We start from the raw sequence: 13862 nt of genomic DNA, 5'->3' as shown, positions 1-13862 counted from the left end.
TCGGTCGTCCGCCGGACCTTCGCTACTTCACGGGCGTACTCATCGCGTACTCATCGAGTGCTCATCGCAATCTCGACCTACTTCCAACTCGCGAGGTACCTACCGTGCGGACCATCCGCACGACGCTTCTTACGGTGCCGCCTGGCCGACGGCCGTGCGCAGCCGCCCTGTGTCGAGCGGCCCCTGGACCCGGAAGGCCCGTGGGAACGCCCGGCGGCGTACCGCCTGCTCAAGACAGGTCGGCGTGGGGTGAAGATACGCTCCCCGACCGGGCAGCGTACCGCGAAGATCAGGGACACAGCGACCCTCGATCACCACCACACGCAGCAGCCCGTCCCGGGGATGACGCTGCCGGCACCCGATACAGGTGCGCTCAGGGCAGGCTGGTGCATGGCTCCGGCCAGACACGTTGATTCTACCTCCCCTCGCTCCCGTCCCACGAACGGGCCGGGTACCACGATCATGCGACGCCGCCGGCCCCTCGGGGCCTCCCGAGCGGCCGGCGGAACGGCTTCGTCGAGCCTCCGGGTCAGTCGCCCGAGGCGACCGGCTCGGTGTCCGGGCGGATATCGATCCGCCAGCCGGTCAGCCGGGCGGCGAGCCGGGCGTTCTGCCCCTCCTTGCCGATGGCGAGGGAGAGTTGGTAGTCCGGCACGGTGACCCGCGCCGACCTGGCCGCCTCGTCCACCACGTCCACCTTGGTGACCCTGGCCGGGGAGAGCGCGTTGGCCACCAGCTGGGCCGGGTCGTCCGACCAGTCGACGATGTCGATCTTCTCGCCGTGCAACTCGGCCATCACCGCGCGCACCCGGCCGCCCATCGGGCCGATGCAGGCGCCCTTGGCGTTGAGTCCCGGGCGCAGCGAGCGCACCGCGATCTTGGTGCGGTGGCCGGCCTCCCTGGCGATGGCCGCGATCTCCACCGAGCCGTCGGCGATCTCGGGGACCTCCAGCTCGAAGAGCTTGCGGACCAGGTTGGGGTGGGTGCGGGAGAGCGTGACCGAGGGGCCCCGCGCGCCCTTGACGACCCGCACCACGTAGCAGCGCAGCCGCGCGCCGTGCGCGTAGGTCTCCCCCGGCACCTGCTCCTGCGGCGGCAGGATCGCCTCCAGCCGGCCGATGTCCACCAGCACGCTCTTGGGGTCCCTGCCCTGCTGGACGACGCCCGCGACCACGTCGCCCTCGCGCCCCGCGTACTCGCCGAAGGTGACGTCCTCCTCGGCGTCCCGCAGCCGCTGGAGGATGACCTGCTTGGCGGTGGTCGCGGCGATCCGGCCGAAGCCCTGCGGGGTGTCGTCGAACTCCTTGGGCTCCCCGGGCTCGCCGCCCGGGTCGTCCCCGTCGGTCAGGTCCTCGGGGTCCTCCCTGGCCCAGACCGTGACGTGGCCCGAGGCGCGGTCCAGCACGACGCGGGCGGAACGGCGGCTGCCCTCGGTGCGGTGGTAGGCGATCAGCAGCGCCGACTCGATCGCCTCGACCAGCAGGTCGAAGGAGATCTCCTTCTCGCGGACCAGCCCCCTGAGGGCACTCATGTCGATGTCCACGGCCTACGCCTCCTTCAGGCTCTCGTCGCCGGACGCTGCCGGCTGCCGCCCGGCCGGACGGTTGAACTCCAACTCGACGCGCGCCTTGGCGATCTCGGAGAAGGCGAACCGGCGGGGCGTGGCCTTCCGGCCCTTCTCCCCCGGCACCTCGACGTCGACGCCCTCCTCGTCGACCGCGACCAGCCGCGCGACGACGTCCGCGCCCTGGTGCGGGCGCAGCCACAGCAGCCGGCCGACGGAACGGCGGTAGTGCCGGGGTTCGGTGAGGGGGCGTTCGGCGCCCGGGGAGGTGACCTCCAGGACGTAGGTGTCGCCGCCCATCAGGTCGTCGGCGTCCAGCGCCTCGGAGATCTGGCGGCTCAGCTCGGCGCAGGCGTCCAGGCCCACGCCCTCGTCCGTGTCCACCACGACCTGGAGGACCCGGCGCCGCCCGGCCGTGGTGATCTTCACTTCCTCAAGATCCATCGCGTGCTCGGTGGCCAGCGGCTGGACCAACTCCCGCAGCCTGTCGATCTGGGTGCTCATCCGGGTGACTCCTCGGCCGCGTCTGCTGTTGTGGGACGGCGCTCGCTCGCTGCCCCGTGCGGGAAGCCTATCGTCCCCCGCGTGGAACGCCGACCGCCCTGGCCTGGGCGCTGGCACGCCGGGAGGCGGGGCGGCACCGGGTCGGGCCGGGGGCACGGGTACGCTCACGGGGCGGTGATCTTCCCGGCTCTCCCCGGGGGGCGCCGGCCCGCCCCAACGACGCGCTCCGACACGGAAACTGCGGGGAAGAACCATGCCTCTCGGCCCCTCCAGACGTACCCTCCTGTCCGCCGGTGTCGCCCTTCCGCTGGCCGTTCTGTCGACCGGCTGCTCGAACGACGCGGGGGCCAGGCCGGGCGGCGGCCCGGTCTCGGCGGTCAGCGTGCAGGGCCTGCGGCGCAGGACCGCCAGGGACAGCACGACGCTGGTCGCCAGGTACGAGGCGACAGAGCGGGCGCATCCCGCGCTGGTCGAGCCGCTGGCGCCGTTCCGGGCGGTGGCGCTCGCGCATCTGCGGGCGCTGCGCGACGGCGGCCCGCCCGGCCCCTCCGGGCAGCCGCCCGAGGTGCCTCAGGCGCCGGCGGACGCGGTGGGCGCGCTGATCGAGGCGGAGCGGCGGATCGCGGAGGACCGGCTGGCCGCCGTGACCGAGGCGCCGCCGGAACTGGCCAGGCTGCTGGCCTCGTTGGCGGCGGCCGGGGCCGCGCAGGCGCAGCTTCTGGAGGAGGTGCGGGCATGAGGCGGGCCGAGGAGCAGCCGGCGTCGCTGGAGGCGACGCAGGCGGCGCTGGCCGCCGAGCACGCGGCGGTCTACGGCTACGGTGTGGTCGGCGCGCGGCTGGACGGGGACGAGCGCGCCGTCTGGGCGCGGGAGGCGTACGACGCCCACCGCGCGCGGCGGGACGCGCTCCAGGGCGAGGTGCGGGAGCTGGGCGGCACTCCGGTGGCCTCGGCCGCCGGGTACGCGCTGCCGTTCCGGGTGGAGGACGCGGACGGCGCCGCGCGGCTGGCGGCCGAGCTGGAGAGCGGGCTGACCGGCGCCTACGCGGACCTGGTGCGGGCGGCGGAGGGGGGCGCCAGGGCGGAGGCGGCGCGCGCGCTGCGCGACGCCGCGCTGCGGGCGGCCACCTGGCGGGGGCGGGTGGAGCCCTTCCCCGGCCTGTCGGAGTACGGGGCCGAGGCCGAAGAGGAGACCGAAGGGGGCGGCTGAGTTCATGGAGGCGGCACGGGGACTGGCGCCGGAGCGGTTGCGGGCGGCGCAGCCGCCGACGGCGGCCGGCTGGCTCGACGGGCTGCCGGTGCTGGCCGAGCGGCTGGTGGAACGTTTCGGGCTGACGGTGGAGCGGCTGGTCGAGCCGGGCGGCAGGGCCAGCGTGACGCTGCTGGTGCGGCGCGCGGACGGCTCCCGTGCCGCGCTCAAGCTGCTCGCGCCCGGGGAGGCCGGCCAGCCGCCGCCCGCCGAGCTGGAGTGGGCGGCGCTGCGCCGCTGGGACGGTCTGGGGGCCGTGCGGGTGCTGGACGCGGCGCCGGAGGAGGGCGCGCTGCTGCTGGAGCGGCTGCGGGGGGAGACCTCGCTGCGTTCGCTGCCGGACGCCAAGGCCACGCTGGAGGCGGTCTCCACGTTGCGCAGGCTGTGGGTCGCGCCGGGCGAGGGGCATCCGTTCCCCTCGGTGGCCGAACGGACCGAAGCGGCTCTCGGCGCGCTGCGCGCGGCGGCGGGCGGGGAGGCGGGGCCGCTGGTGGAGCGGGCGCTCGAGGTCCGCGCGGAGCTGCTGGCAGCGCCGCCCGACGAGGTGCTGCTGCACGGCGACTTCCGGCAGGGCGCGGTGCTGGCCTCCGACGGGGAACGGGCGCCCTGGCTGGCGGTGGGGCCGGAACCGGCCGTGGGTGAGCGGGCGTTCGACCTGGCCAGGCTGGTGCGGGACCGGCTGCACGACCTGATGGCCTCGCCGGGCGCCGCGGCCATCGTCCGACGGCGGGTGGCCAAGCTCGCCGGTGCCGTGGAGGCCGACCCGGACCGGGTGCGGGACTGGGCCCTCTACCGGGGTGTGGCCTCCGGGGTGCGGCAGCTGTCGGCGGGGCGCAGGGCGGACGGGGAGGCGTTGCTGGAGTTCGCCAGCTGGCTGTGAGGGGGTGCGCTCAGGGCCGCAGCAGCGGCAGCGGGGCGCCCATCACGGCGTAGGGGCGGGGCGCGGCGGGGAAGACGACCCGGCGGGCGAGGTCGCGGTAGCCGAGGCGGCGGTAGAGGGCCCTGGCCGGGGACTCGGTGTCGATGGCGGAGAGGATCGACGTCTCCTGCTCGGCGGCGTCGGTCAGCTCGGTGATCAACCGCCGCCCTATCCCCCGCTGTTGGCACTCGGGCAGCACGTGCAGCTCGGTGATGGTGAAGGAGCCCTCGAGCCAGGACTGGTTGCCCTCCGCCCGCAGGTACGGTTCGACCACGGTGGACCACCACTGCGCGGTGTCGTTGGGCATTCCGTAGACGAAGCCGACCAGCCGCCCGGTGGAGCGCACGGTGGCGCCGAGCGCGCGGGCGCCTGGGGTCGCCAGATGGCGCAGCACGATGTGGCGGCGGACGTTCACCTCGTCCTGGCCGAGCCCGAACGCCTCGGCCTGCACGGCCAGCGCCTCGTCCACCCGGGCCGCGAGGTCCAGGGGACCGATGACCACGTCCTGGGCCCGCGGGGCCGCCCTGCCGGGAGAAGGTGTCATGCGGGGAGGCTAACGCGCCGCGTCCGCGGCGTCGCGCCCGGCTCCGGCTCCGGCCGTCCCGGGCGGGGTCAGAAGAGCACGCTCATCAGGGCGCCGCTCTCGGTGAAGCCGAGGCGTCGGTAGACGGCGAGCGCCGGGGCGTTGAAGTCGTTGGCGTAGAGGCTGACCAGCGGGGCGGTCTCGTCGAGCGCGTGGCGCAGCACGGTGGCCAGACCGCGGGTGGCCAGACCCTCGCCCCTGCGGTCGGGCGCGGTCCACACGCCCTGGAGCTGGCAGGTCTGCGGGGTGACGGCGCCGATCTCCGCCTTGAAGACGACCCGGCCCTCCTCCACCCGTGCGAAGCAGCGGCCGGCGCCGACGATCTCGGCGACCCTGGCCTGGTAGGTGAGGCCCCCGTCGTCGGCGTCCAGCGGGGAGATGCCGACCTCCTCGGTGAACATGTCGACGGCCGCCGGCAGCACCAGCGGCATCTCGTCCCTGCGCATCCGGCGCACCAGGGGGTCGGGGGGCACCTCGTCCGGCACCGAGCGGGTGACCATCAGCGGCTGGCGGGCGCGGACCTCCCTGGCCGGCCCCCAGTGCGGCTCCAGCAGGGCCCACAGCCGGGCCGTGGCGTCCACGGGGCCGACGATGGAGGAGCAGCGGCGGCCCTGCCGGCGGGCGCGGGCGGCGAACGCGGCGACGGAGTCGTCCTCGGCCTGGACGGGCACCAGGTTGGCCCCGGAGTAGCAGAGGGCGGCCAGCCGGTCCTCGCGGTAGTGACCCCACATCTCGCCGCCGAGGTACGGCGGTTCGAGGTGTGAGTCGAGGACCCTCGCGGTGACGAAGGCGTTGGCCACCGGGTCCTCGTTGAGCAGGGCGAGCACCGCGCCGAGCTCCTCGGGTCCGAGGACCCGGACGGAAGGGGTGGTCAGCACGGTGACGGCCTCGGGGTCACGGACGACGTGGGTGCCCGCACTGTACCCCGGGCGCCCGCGGTGCGGGACCCGGGGCGGCGGCTTCAGCTGACGCTGACCTGGGGCTCGCCGGAGGGCTCGCCCTCCAGCTCCATCTGCTCGGCGATCTTCATCGCCTCCTCGATGAGGGTCTCCACGATCTTCGATTCGGGGACGGTCTTGATGACCTCGCCCTTCACGAAGATCTGGCCCTTGCCGTTGCCCGAGGCGACGCCGAGGTCGGCCTCGCGCGCCTCGCCGGGGCCGTTCACCACGCAGCCCATGACGGCGACCCGCAGCGGGACCTCCATGCCGGTCAGGCCGGCGGTGACCTCCTCGGCCAGCTTGTAGACGTCGACCTGGGCCCGGCCGCAGGAGGGGCAGGAGACGATCTCAAGACCGCGCTGGCGGAGGTTGAGGGACTCCAGGATCTGGATGCCGACCTTGACCTCCTCGACCGGGGGCGCGGAGAGCGAGACCCGGATGGTGTCGCCGATGCCCTCGCTGAGCAGGGCGCCGAAGGCGACGGCCGACTTGATGGTGCCCTGGAACGCGGGCCCGGCCTCGGTGACGCCCAGGTGCAGCGGGTAGTCGCACTGGGCGGCCAGCTGGCGGTAGGCGTTGACCATCACGACCGGGTCGTTGTGCTTGACCGAGATCTTGATGTCGCGGAAGCCGTGCTCCTCGAAGAGCGAGCACTCCCACAGCGCGGACTCGACGAGCGCCTCGGGCGTCGCCTTGCCGTACTTGGCCAGCAGCCGCTTGTCCAGCGAGCCCGCGTTGACCCCGATCCTGATGGGGGTGCCGGTCTCGCCCGCCGCCTTGGCGATCTCCCTGACCTTGTCGTCGAACTGCTTGATGTTGCCCGGGTTGACCCGGACCGCGGCGCAGCCGGCGTCGATCGCGGCGAAGACGTACTTGGGCTGGAAGTGGATGTCGGCGATCACCGGGATCTGCGACTTGCGCGCGATCACGGAGAGCGCCTCGGCGTCGTCCTGCGTCGGCACGGCGACCCGCACGATCTGGCAGCCGGAGGCGGTCAGTTCGGCGATCTGCTGCAGGGTCGCACCGATATCCGAGGTGCGGGTGGTGGTCATCGACTGGACCGAGACGGGGGCGTCACCGCCGACCGGCACGGAACCGACGTGGATCTGCCGGCTGGCCCGGCGCTCGGCGAGCCGGGTCGGTACCGACGGAATTCCCAGCGAGATGGCTGTCATGGAACGTGCAACCCCAGTGGTCTCGGGTCCGGAACATGGGCGGTCTCCGCCCCGAAAAGCCTACGGCACCTCACCCGGCCAGCCGCACCGGACTGACGATATCGGCCGCCAGCACCAGAAGCGTGAAGCAGATGAAAACGCCCGCCACCACATAGGCCAACGGCATCAGCCTGGCGACGTCGAACGGCCCGGGGTCGGGCCTTCTGGTGAGCTTCGCGGCGTTTCTGCGCAGGGACTCCCACAGGGCGCCGGCGATGTGGCCGCCGTCGAGCGGGAGCAGCGGCAGCATGTTGAACAGGAAGAGCGAGAGATTGAATCCGGCGACCAGGAAAAGCGCCGTGGCGAGTTGCTGACTGGCCGGAATGTCCAGGGTGAAGATCTCGCCGCCGACCCGCGCCGCGCCCACCACGCCCATCGGGCCGTCCTGGTCGCGCTCCTCCTCGCCGGTGATGGAGTGCCAGAGGTTGGGGATCTTGGACGGCAGGTTGAGCATGGCGTCCAAACCGGTGCTCATGATCTCGCCCATGCGGTCGACGGCCTGCGGGAAGTCCTGCTTCACGATCCCGCTGGCGGGCGAGAACCCGAGGAAGCCCGCGGTGACGAACTCGCCCCTGACCACGTTGCCGTTGCCGTCGGTCTTGCCCACCTGGTTCTCGATGAGGTCGGCCGTCAGCTCCAGCCGCTCGCCGTCCCGGACGACGGTGACGGTGGCGACGCCGACCGTGTCCCTGATGCGCTGCTGGAGGTCGCCCCACTCGTCGACGGGCGCGCCGTCGAACGCGACGATCTCGTCGCCGGCGCGCAGCCCCGCCTCGGCGGCGGGCGCCGGGGTGTCGTCGGCGCGGCAGTCCCGCTGCTCCTCGCTCTGGGCGATGACGCACTCGGAGACGGTGGCGACGGTGGTGGTCTGGGTGTTGATGCCGAAGCCCATCAGCACGCCGAGGAAGATCACCACGGCGAGGATCAGGTTCATCCCCGGGCCGGCGAACATCACGATCACGCGCTTCCACGGCTTGCGCGTGTAGAACAGCCGCTTCTCGTCGCCCGGTTGCAGCTCCTCGAAGGCGGCGGCCCGCGCGTCCTCGATCATGCCGCGGAACGGGGAGGTGGAGCGCTTGCGGAGGTTCCCGTCCTCGCCGGGCGGGAACATGCCGATCATGCGGATGTAGCCGCCCAGCGGCACCGCCTTGACGCCGTACTCCGTCTCGCCGCGCCGCCGGGAGAAGATCGTCGGGCCGAAGCCCACCATGAACTGCGGCACCCGGACGCCGAACATCCGCGCGGTCGAGAAGTGGCCCAGCTCGTGCCAGGCGATGGAGAAGAGCAACCCGAAGACGAACACGAGTATGCCGAGGACGAACATCAGTGCCGTCATGGCGTCATCTCCTGCCTCGTGGCCCCGGCCGGATGGCCGCCGACCAGCTCGCGGGTGCGTCGCCGCGCCACGCGTTCCGCTTCCAGGACGTCCGGGAGGGTCAGCGAGGTTCCCGCACCGCCCCGCGCCAGCTCGTCCACCACCCGCTCCACGGTGTCCACGATGCCGAGGAACGGCAGCCGGCCGGCGAGGAAGGCGTCCACGCACTCCTCGTTGGCCGCGTTGAACACCGCGGGCGCGGTACCGCCGAGGCTACCGACCCGGCGGGCGAGGGGCACCGAGGGGAAGGCATCGGTGTCCAGCGGCAGGAACTCCCAGGTGTGCGCGGTGGTCCAGTCGCAGGAGGGAGCGGCGCCCGCCACCCGGTCGGGCCAGCCGAGCGCGAGCGCGATGGGCAGCCGCATGTCGGGCGGGCTCGCCTGGAGCAGCGCCGAGCCGTCCACGAACTCCACCATCGAGTGAACATAGGACTGGGGGTGGACGACGACCTCGATCCGGTCGAACGGGATGCCGTAGAGGAGGTGCGCCTCGATCACCTCCAAACCCTTGTTGACGAGGGTCGCCGAGTTGACGGTGATGACCGGGCCCATCTGCCAGGTGGGGTGGGCCAGCGCGTCCTCGGGGGTGACGTCGGCCAGCTGGGTGCGGCTCCGGCCCCGGAACGGGCCGCCGCTGGCCGTGACGACCAGCCGGTCGACCTCGGCGCGCGAGCCGCCGAGCAGCGCCTGGAAGAGCGCGGAGTGCTCGGAGTCGACCGGGATGATCTGGCCGGGCTTGGCCAGCTCGGTGACCAGCGGGCCGCCGACGATCAGGGACTCCTTGTTGGCCAGCGCCAGCAGATGGCCGGCGGCCAGGGCGGCCAGCGTCGGGGCCAGGCCGATGGAGCCGGTGATGCCGTTGAGCACCGTGTGGCAGGGGCGGGAGGCCAGCTGGGCGGCGGCGTCCGGGCCGGCGAGCACCTCGGGGAGCGCGGCGCCCACGCCGTACTGGGCGCGCAGCGCCTGGCGCAGCGCGTCGGCCGCCTCGGGCCTGGCGACGGCGACGGCCGAGACCCGCAGCCGGTGGGCCTGCCCGGCCAGCAGCTCCAGGCGGTCGCCGCCGGCGGAGAGCCCGGTGACGCGGAAGAGGCGGGGGTTGCGCAGCACCACGTCGATGGCCTGGGTGCCGATCGAGCCGGTCGAGCCGAGGATCACCACCTCGCGTGGACCCTCGGGCGGCGGCTGGGCCGGGTACCTCAGATGCGGATCGGCGAGACAGGCGGGGCTCTCGGTCATCTCCCCATTGTCCCCACACCGCCGGGTCGCCCGCTGGCGGGTCGGGGAATTCACCGCCCCTTCCGGACGGGTTTCCGCGGGCGGCGCCCGGGCTCAGGGAGCCGGGGGGACGGGGCGGCGCAGATCGGGGTGGGACGAGGGGCCGGGCGGGTGCGCGGCGATCCACGGTCCCGGGGTGGAGACGTCCGGCACGCCGGCCTCCAGCCAGCGGTGGCTCCCCTCGGCGACGGCGGCGGCCAGCCTGCCGTCGGTGCCGTCGGTGTTGTGCCACAGGCGGGGGAACATCTCCTCGATCCGCAGGTGCGCCTGGCGGCAGAACGCGTCGGCCAGCCGGTACGCCTCCAGCCCGTTCTCCCCGCCGGCGCGGACGCGTTCGGCGTGCACGCAGGCGGCGGTGACGGCGAACAGCTCCGCGCCGATGTCGACGACCCGGCCGAGGAAGCCCTGGCGCCGCTCCAGCCTGGCCTGCCAGCGGGTCATCCCGTAGAAGACGGCGCGGGCGAGCCGGCGGGCCGCGCGCTCGGCGTAGCGCAGGTGGTGGGAGAGGTCGGGGTGGCCGGAGACGCGGAAGTCTCCGTAGGCGAGGGGGAGTTGACCCCGTCCGGTGGCGAGGCTGGGGAGCCAGCGGACATAGAAGCCGCCGGCAGCGACGGCCGCCCTGCGCTTGCGGGTGTGGTTGGCGTCCGGGTCGACGAGGGCGCCGGCGACCCGCAGGTGGGCGTCCACCGCCTCCCTGGCGATCAGCAGCCGCATGATCTCGCTCGAACCCTCGAAGATCCGGTTGATCCGCAGGTCCCGCAGGAGCTGCTCGGCCGGCACGCCGCGCTCCCCCCTGGCGGCGAGCGAGGCGGCGGTCTCGTAGCCCCGGCCGCCCCTGATCTGGACCAGTTCGTCGGCGATCCGCCAGGCCATCTCGCTGCCCCAGAGCTTGGCGACGGCGGCCTCGACGCGGATGTCGTTGCGTCCCTCGTCCGCCAGCTCGCCGGAGAGCTCGACCATCGCCTCCAACGCGAAGGTGGTGGCGGCGACGAAGGCGAGCTTGGAGGCGATCGCCTCGTGCTCGGCCAGGGGCCGGCCCCACTGGACGCGCTCCGTCGACCACTGGCGGGCCACGGACAGGCTCCACTTGGCGGCGCCCACGCACATGGCGGGCAGGGCGAGCCTGCCGGTGTTCAGCGTGGTCAGGGCGATGCGCAGCCCCTGCCCCTCCTCACCGATCCGCTGCGCCCCCGGAACCCGGACGCGGTGCAGACGGGTGACACCGTTCTCGATGCCGCGCAGGCCCATGAACGCGTTGCGGTGCTCGACGGTGATGCCGGGCGAGTCGGCCTCGACGACGAAGGCGGTGATCCCGCCGGGGTGGCCCGGCAGATCGGGCACTCTCGCCATCACCACCAGCAGCTCGGCGACGGGGCCGTTGGTCGTCCACAGCTTGGTGCCGTCCAGCAGGTAGTCGTCGCCTTCGGGGGTGGCGGTCGCGCCGAGCCGCGCCGGGTCGGAGCCCACGTCGGGCTCGGTGAGCAGGAACGCGGAGACGGCGCCCGCCGCGCAGCGCGGCAGATAGGCGCGGCGCTGCTCCTCGGTGCCGAAGAGCGCCAGCGGCTGGGGCACGCCGATCGACTGGTGGGCGGAGAGCATCGCGCCGACGGCCGGACTGGCCGTGCCGACCACGGCGAGCGCGCGGCCGTAGGCGAGGTGGCTCAGGCCGAGTCCGCCGTACTCGGGCGCGATGCGCATCCCGAAGGCGCCCAGCTCCCGCAGGCCGTTGACCACCTCGTCCGGGATCCTGGCGTCGCGTTCGACGGCGGGGGCGTCGATGTGCTCCTCGGTGAACGCGGCGAGCCGGGCGAGGAAACGTTCCTCGTCGGCGGTGCACACGTCGTCCGGCACGGGGCGCGGGTGGACCAGGTCCAGCCGCAGCCGCCCCAGGAACAGCTCCCCGGCGAAGCTGGGCCGGGTGCGCTCGCCGTCACGGGCCGCCTCGGCGGTCCGTCTCGCCTCGTCCTCGCTGGTCATCTCGGTCACCTCACCGTCGGGCCGGAACGGCGTGCGGAGCCACGGGAGCACGTCCGGGTGGAGGGGTACGGGTGGGGGCTACTGATTGCCTATGTACCCGTCGCACGCGGTGATCGCACCTCGACCGACACCTGTTCGGAGCGGTACCGGTGGACGGTCGGCCTCACCCCGGTGGTGGGTGACCCGCGCGGTGCGTGGGTGGCGGGGCGCGGACGGCGACGAGACGGCACCGACCGGGTGGGTGACCGCCGGGACGGAGAGAGGTGAAGCGCTTCGACGTAGGCGTCTGGACACCCCCCGCAACCGGGTCTATGGTCAACGGCACCGCCTGCGGCGGGTCGCCGCCACCGTTGTCGAAGCGCTTCACGTACGGCGCCTCACCCGCGGAGTCCCGGCCCCGGCACGCCGCCTACCGTGTACCGGGAGAGAACGGGAGAGCTTCATGGTCACCCTCGCCGAGGTCGCCCGGCACGCCGGCGTCTCCGCCAGCACGGTGAGCTACGTCCTCAGCGGCAAGCGGACCATCTCCACGCCGACCAGGGAGCGGGTCGAGCGCAGCATCCGGGAGTTGGGGTACCACCCGAACGCGGGCGCGCGGGCGTTGGCCAGCAGCAGGTCGCACATCATCGCGCTGATGATGCCGCTGCGCACCGAGATGTATCTGCCGGTGATGATGGAGATCGCCATCGCGGTGGCGACCACCGCCCGCGAGCACGCGCACGACGTGCTGCTGCTGACCGGGCAGGAGGGGCCGGAGGCGGCCCGCCGGGTGGTGGGCAGCGGGCTGGCCGACGCGATGATCCTGATGGACGTGGAGCTGGAGGACCAGCGGCTGCCGCTGGTGCGGGAGACCTCCCGGCCGTCGGTGCTGATCGGGCTGCCCTCGGACACCACGGGACTGACCTGCGTGGACCTGGACTTCGCGGCGACCGGGCGGCTGTGCGTCGACCATCTGGCGCGGCTGGGCCACCGCGACCTCGCGGTGGTGGGCGAGGCGGCGGCGGTCTACGAGCGGCGGACCGGCTTCGCCGAGCGCACGGTGCGCGGGGTGCGGGAGCGCGCCGACGAGTTGGGGTTGCGGGTGCTGCACCGCCCGTGCGACGGCTCTTACGAGTCGGTGGCCGGCACGTTGGCCAGGATCTTCGACGAGCGCCCGGGGACCACGGGCCTGGTGGTGCAGAACGAGGCGGCGATCGAGCCGTTGCTGAGCCTGCTGCGGCAGCAGGGGCGCGCGGTGCCCGAGGACGTGTCGGTGGTGGCGGTCTGCCCGGAGCAGGTGGCGGCCGGCACCTCGGTGGCGCTGACGTCGGTGGCGATACCGGCGCAGCAGATGGGCCGGCTGGCCGTCGAGTCGGTGATGGCGATGGCCAGGGCCTCTGCGGCCGGCGGGGACGCGGAACCGGTGGAGCCGCGCGTCGAGTTGCTGCCGCCCGCACTCACGGTGCGGGCGAGCACCGGCCCCGCGCCGGCCGCGCGTCGGGCCGGGTGAACGGCCCCGCCGGGGCGGCGGGGCCGTCCTGGCGTCAGCCCTCCCGCACGGAGAACTCGTGGGTGGTGAAGTCCAGGCCGCCGGCCGACGAGGTGATCTCGTAGCCGAACTGCACGTCGCCGATGACCTCTCCCTGGTCCATCCAGCCCTGCTCGGTGATCCAGTCCAGGATCGGCAGGATGTCGACCTCGCCGGAGGAGGTGTGGCCCTGGCGGAGGAACGAGTAGACGTTGTTGCTGCCGTTGCTGCCGTTGTAGACGTCCCAGGTGTGGCCGCCGAGCGTGGCCTCGCCGACCGGGTCGCCCAGCGGGCCGACGGGGCCGTACCAGTTCATCCAGAGCATGATCTCGTGGTCGTAGTTCTCGTCCCAGACGTCGTAGGCCGTGTTGTAGGCGCCGGCGCTGGGGACGGTCACGTCGAAGGTGGTGCTGAGCGAGCCGATGTCCTGGATCGGCTCGCCGACGATGTACTTGGCGTTGGGGTAGGACTTGATGCCGCCGGTGTCCGGGTGGTCGGCGGTGACGCTCCAGCTGGAGCCGGAGTCGGCGGCGACGCACTGCGTGCCGGCGCCGGAGCCCCAGATGTTGTTGTAGACGATGTAGCCGTCCGGGTCGGTCCAGTTGCCCCACTGCTCGCAGGACTCGAACGCGGCGGCGTTGGCGGTGCCGGCGGAGATGCCGACCACGGTGGTCAGCGCGACGGCGGGGGCGAGCACCAGGGTGCGGGCCCTGGGGATGCGGCGTTTCACGGGTGAGGCTCCTTCATCTCGTGGGG

The 13862-nt window shown here is 73.5% G+C and carries 14 protein-coding genes; 4 read left to right on the top strand and 10 right to left on the bottom strand.

Features of this window, described 5'->3' with window-relative positions:
• Positions 1-129: 129 nt before the first annotated feature.
• The 3 genes from CRP51_RS22275 to rimP all read right to left on the bottom strand — a co-directional run bounded on the left by CRP51_RS22275 (position 130) and on the right by rimP (position 2068).
• Complete coding sequence (locus CRP51_RS22275) at positions 130-408, bottom strand: YlxR family protein (protein WP_097233080.1); 279 nt, start codon at positions 406-408, stop codon at positions 130-132.
• A 121-nt stretch (positions 409-529) separates the two neighbouring features.
• A complete protein-coding gene (gene nusA, locus CRP51_RS22270; RefSeq protein ID WP_097233079.1) occupies positions 530-1543 on the bottom strand; it encodes a transcription termination factor NusA in 1014 nt (337 codons plus the stop codon).
• A 3-nt stretch (positions 1544-1546) separates the two neighbouring features.
• Positions 1547-2068 carry a ribosome maturation factor RimP gene (gene rimP, locus CRP51_RS22265; protein ID WP_097233078.1) on the bottom strand — a complete coding sequence of 174 codons (522 nt, stop codon included), beginning with the start codon at positions 2066-2068 and terminating at the stop codon, positions 1547-1549.
• Positions 2069-2321: 253 nt separating this feature from the next.
• Here rimP and CRP51_RS22260 point away from each other — a divergent pair, with 253 nt between their 5' ends.
• The 3 genes from CRP51_RS22260 to CRP51_RS22250 are packed head-to-tail and all read left to right on the top strand — an operon-like array spanning position 2322 to position 4196.
• A complete protein-coding gene (locus CRP51_RS22260) occupies positions 2322-2807 on the top strand; it encodes a hypothetical protein (protein WP_097233077.1) in 486 nt (161 codons plus the stop codon).
• A complete protein-coding gene (locus CRP51_RS22255) occupies positions 2804-3277 on the top strand; it encodes a ferritin-like domain-containing protein (protein WP_097233076.1) in 474 nt (157 codons plus the stop codon). The genes CRP51_RS22260 and CRP51_RS22255 overlap by 4 nt, the downstream gene beginning before the upstream one ends.
• A 4-nt stretch (positions 3278-3281) precedes the next feature.
• Complete coding sequence (locus CRP51_RS22250; RefSeq protein WP_097233075.1) at positions 3282-4196, top strand: aminoglycoside phosphotransferase family protein; 915 nt, start codon at positions 3282-3284, stop codon at positions 4194-4196.
• A 10-nt stretch (positions 4197-4206) separates the two neighbouring features.
• On the opposite strand, the gene CRP51_RS22245 is transcribed toward CRP51_RS22250, so the two are convergent.
• The 6 genes from CRP51_RS22245 to CRP51_RS22220 all read right to left on the bottom strand — a co-directional run bounded on the left by CRP51_RS22245 (position 4207) and on the right by CRP51_RS22220 (position 11599).
• Positions 4207-4779, bottom strand: coding sequence for a GNAT family N-acetyltransferase (locus tag CRP51_RS22245; RefSeq protein WP_097233074.1), 573 nt, complete (start codon positions 4777-4779; stop codon positions 4207-4209).
• Between the two features lie 68 nt (positions 4780-4847).
• Positions 4848-5696 carry a GNAT family N-acetyltransferase gene (locus CRP51_RS22240; RefSeq protein ID WP_097233073.1) on the bottom strand — a complete coding sequence of 283 codons (849 nt, stop codon included), beginning with the start codon at positions 5694-5696 and terminating at the stop codon, positions 4848-4850.
• An 83-nt stretch (positions 5697-5779) separates the two neighbouring features.
• On the bottom strand, positions 5780-6934 hold the full coding sequence (gene ispG, locus CRP51_RS22235; RefSeq protein WP_097233072.1) for a flavodoxin-dependent (E)-4-hydroxy-3-methylbut-2-enyl-diphosphate synthase: 1155 nt from the start codon (positions 6932-6934) through the stop codon (positions 5780-5782).
• Between the two features lie 70 nt (positions 6935-7004).
• Positions 7005-8309 carry a M50 family metallopeptidase gene (locus tag CRP51_RS22230; RefSeq protein WP_097233071.1) on the bottom strand — a complete coding sequence of 435 codons (1305 nt, stop codon included), beginning with the start codon at positions 8307-8309 and terminating at the stop codon, positions 7005-7007.
• On the bottom strand, positions 8306-9583 hold the full coding sequence (dxr, locus tag CRP51_RS22225; RefSeq protein WP_097233070.1) for a 1-deoxy-D-xylulose-5-phosphate reductoisomerase: 1278 nt from the start codon (positions 9581-9583) through the stop codon (positions 8306-8308). Before dxr ends, CRP51_RS22230 begins: the two co-directional genes overlap by 4 nt.
• 93 nt (positions 9584-9676) lie before the next feature.
• Positions 9677-11599, bottom strand: coding sequence for an acyl-CoA dehydrogenase family protein (locus tag CRP51_RS22220; protein WP_097233107.1), 1923 nt, complete (start codon positions 11597-11599; stop codon positions 9677-9679).
• A 442-nt stretch (positions 11600-12041) separates the two neighbouring features.
• Here CRP51_RS22220 and CRP51_RS22215 point away from each other — a divergent pair, with 442 nt between their 5' ends.
• Entirely contained in the window at positions 12042-13088 is a 1047-nt protein-coding gene (locus tag CRP51_RS22215) for a LacI family DNA-binding transcriptional regulator (protein ID WP_097233069.1), read from the top strand.
• A gap of 34 nt (positions 13089-13122) precedes the next feature.
• On the opposite strand, the gene CRP51_RS22210 is transcribed toward CRP51_RS22215, so the two are convergent.
• Positions 13123-13836 (bottom strand): GH12 family glycosyl hydrolase domain-containing protein, encoded by a 714-nt coding sequence (locus CRP51_RS22210; protein ID WP_097233068.1) that lies wholly within the window; start codon positions 13834-13836, stop codon positions 13123-13125.
• Positions 13837-13862 lie beyond the last annotated feature (26 nt).

Source organism: Streptomyces zhaozhouensis (genome assembly GCF_900230195.1).
Taxonomy (GTDB): domain Bacteria; phylum Actinomycetota; class Actinomycetes; order Streptomycetales; family Streptomycetaceae; genus Streptomyces; species Streptomyces zhaozhouensis.
The sequence above is the reverse complement of the archived record's forward strand: the minus strand, read 5'-3'. Positions and strand labels throughout refer to the sequence as shown.